A 239-nucleotide genomic window follows, 5' to 3' on the forward strand; every position below is an offset into this window, starting at 1 on the left:
TGGCACCGCGTGTGCATAACAGCGGTCACTGGACACAAAACGGTGCCAGCATCAGCCAGTTTGAGCTGCATCTGCGGGCGATTACCGATCTGCCGTTACCGCAACCGGTAGTGAATAGTCCGTCGGTGATGATCAACCTGATTGGTAGCGATGTGAATTATGACTGGCTGAAACTGCCGCTGGTGCATCTGCACTGGTACGACAAAGAAGTCCGTCCGGGGCGTAAAGTGGGGCATCTG

1 protein-coding gene is annotated in these 239 nt (G+C 55.2%); it reads left to right on the forward strand.

Annotated features, from left to right (window positions below):
• A partial coding sequence (locus FN960_RS24735) for an ATP-grasp domain-containing protein (RefSeq protein WP_438799995.1) occupies window positions 1–239 on the forward strand: 239 nt, incomplete at both ends.

It is taken from the genome of Alkalicoccobacillus porphyridii (genome assembly GCF_007293315.1).
In the GTDB taxonomy this organism is placed as follows: Bacteria; Bacillota; Bacilli; order Bacillales; family Bacillaceae_D; genus Alkalicoccobacillus; species Alkalicoccobacillus porphyridii.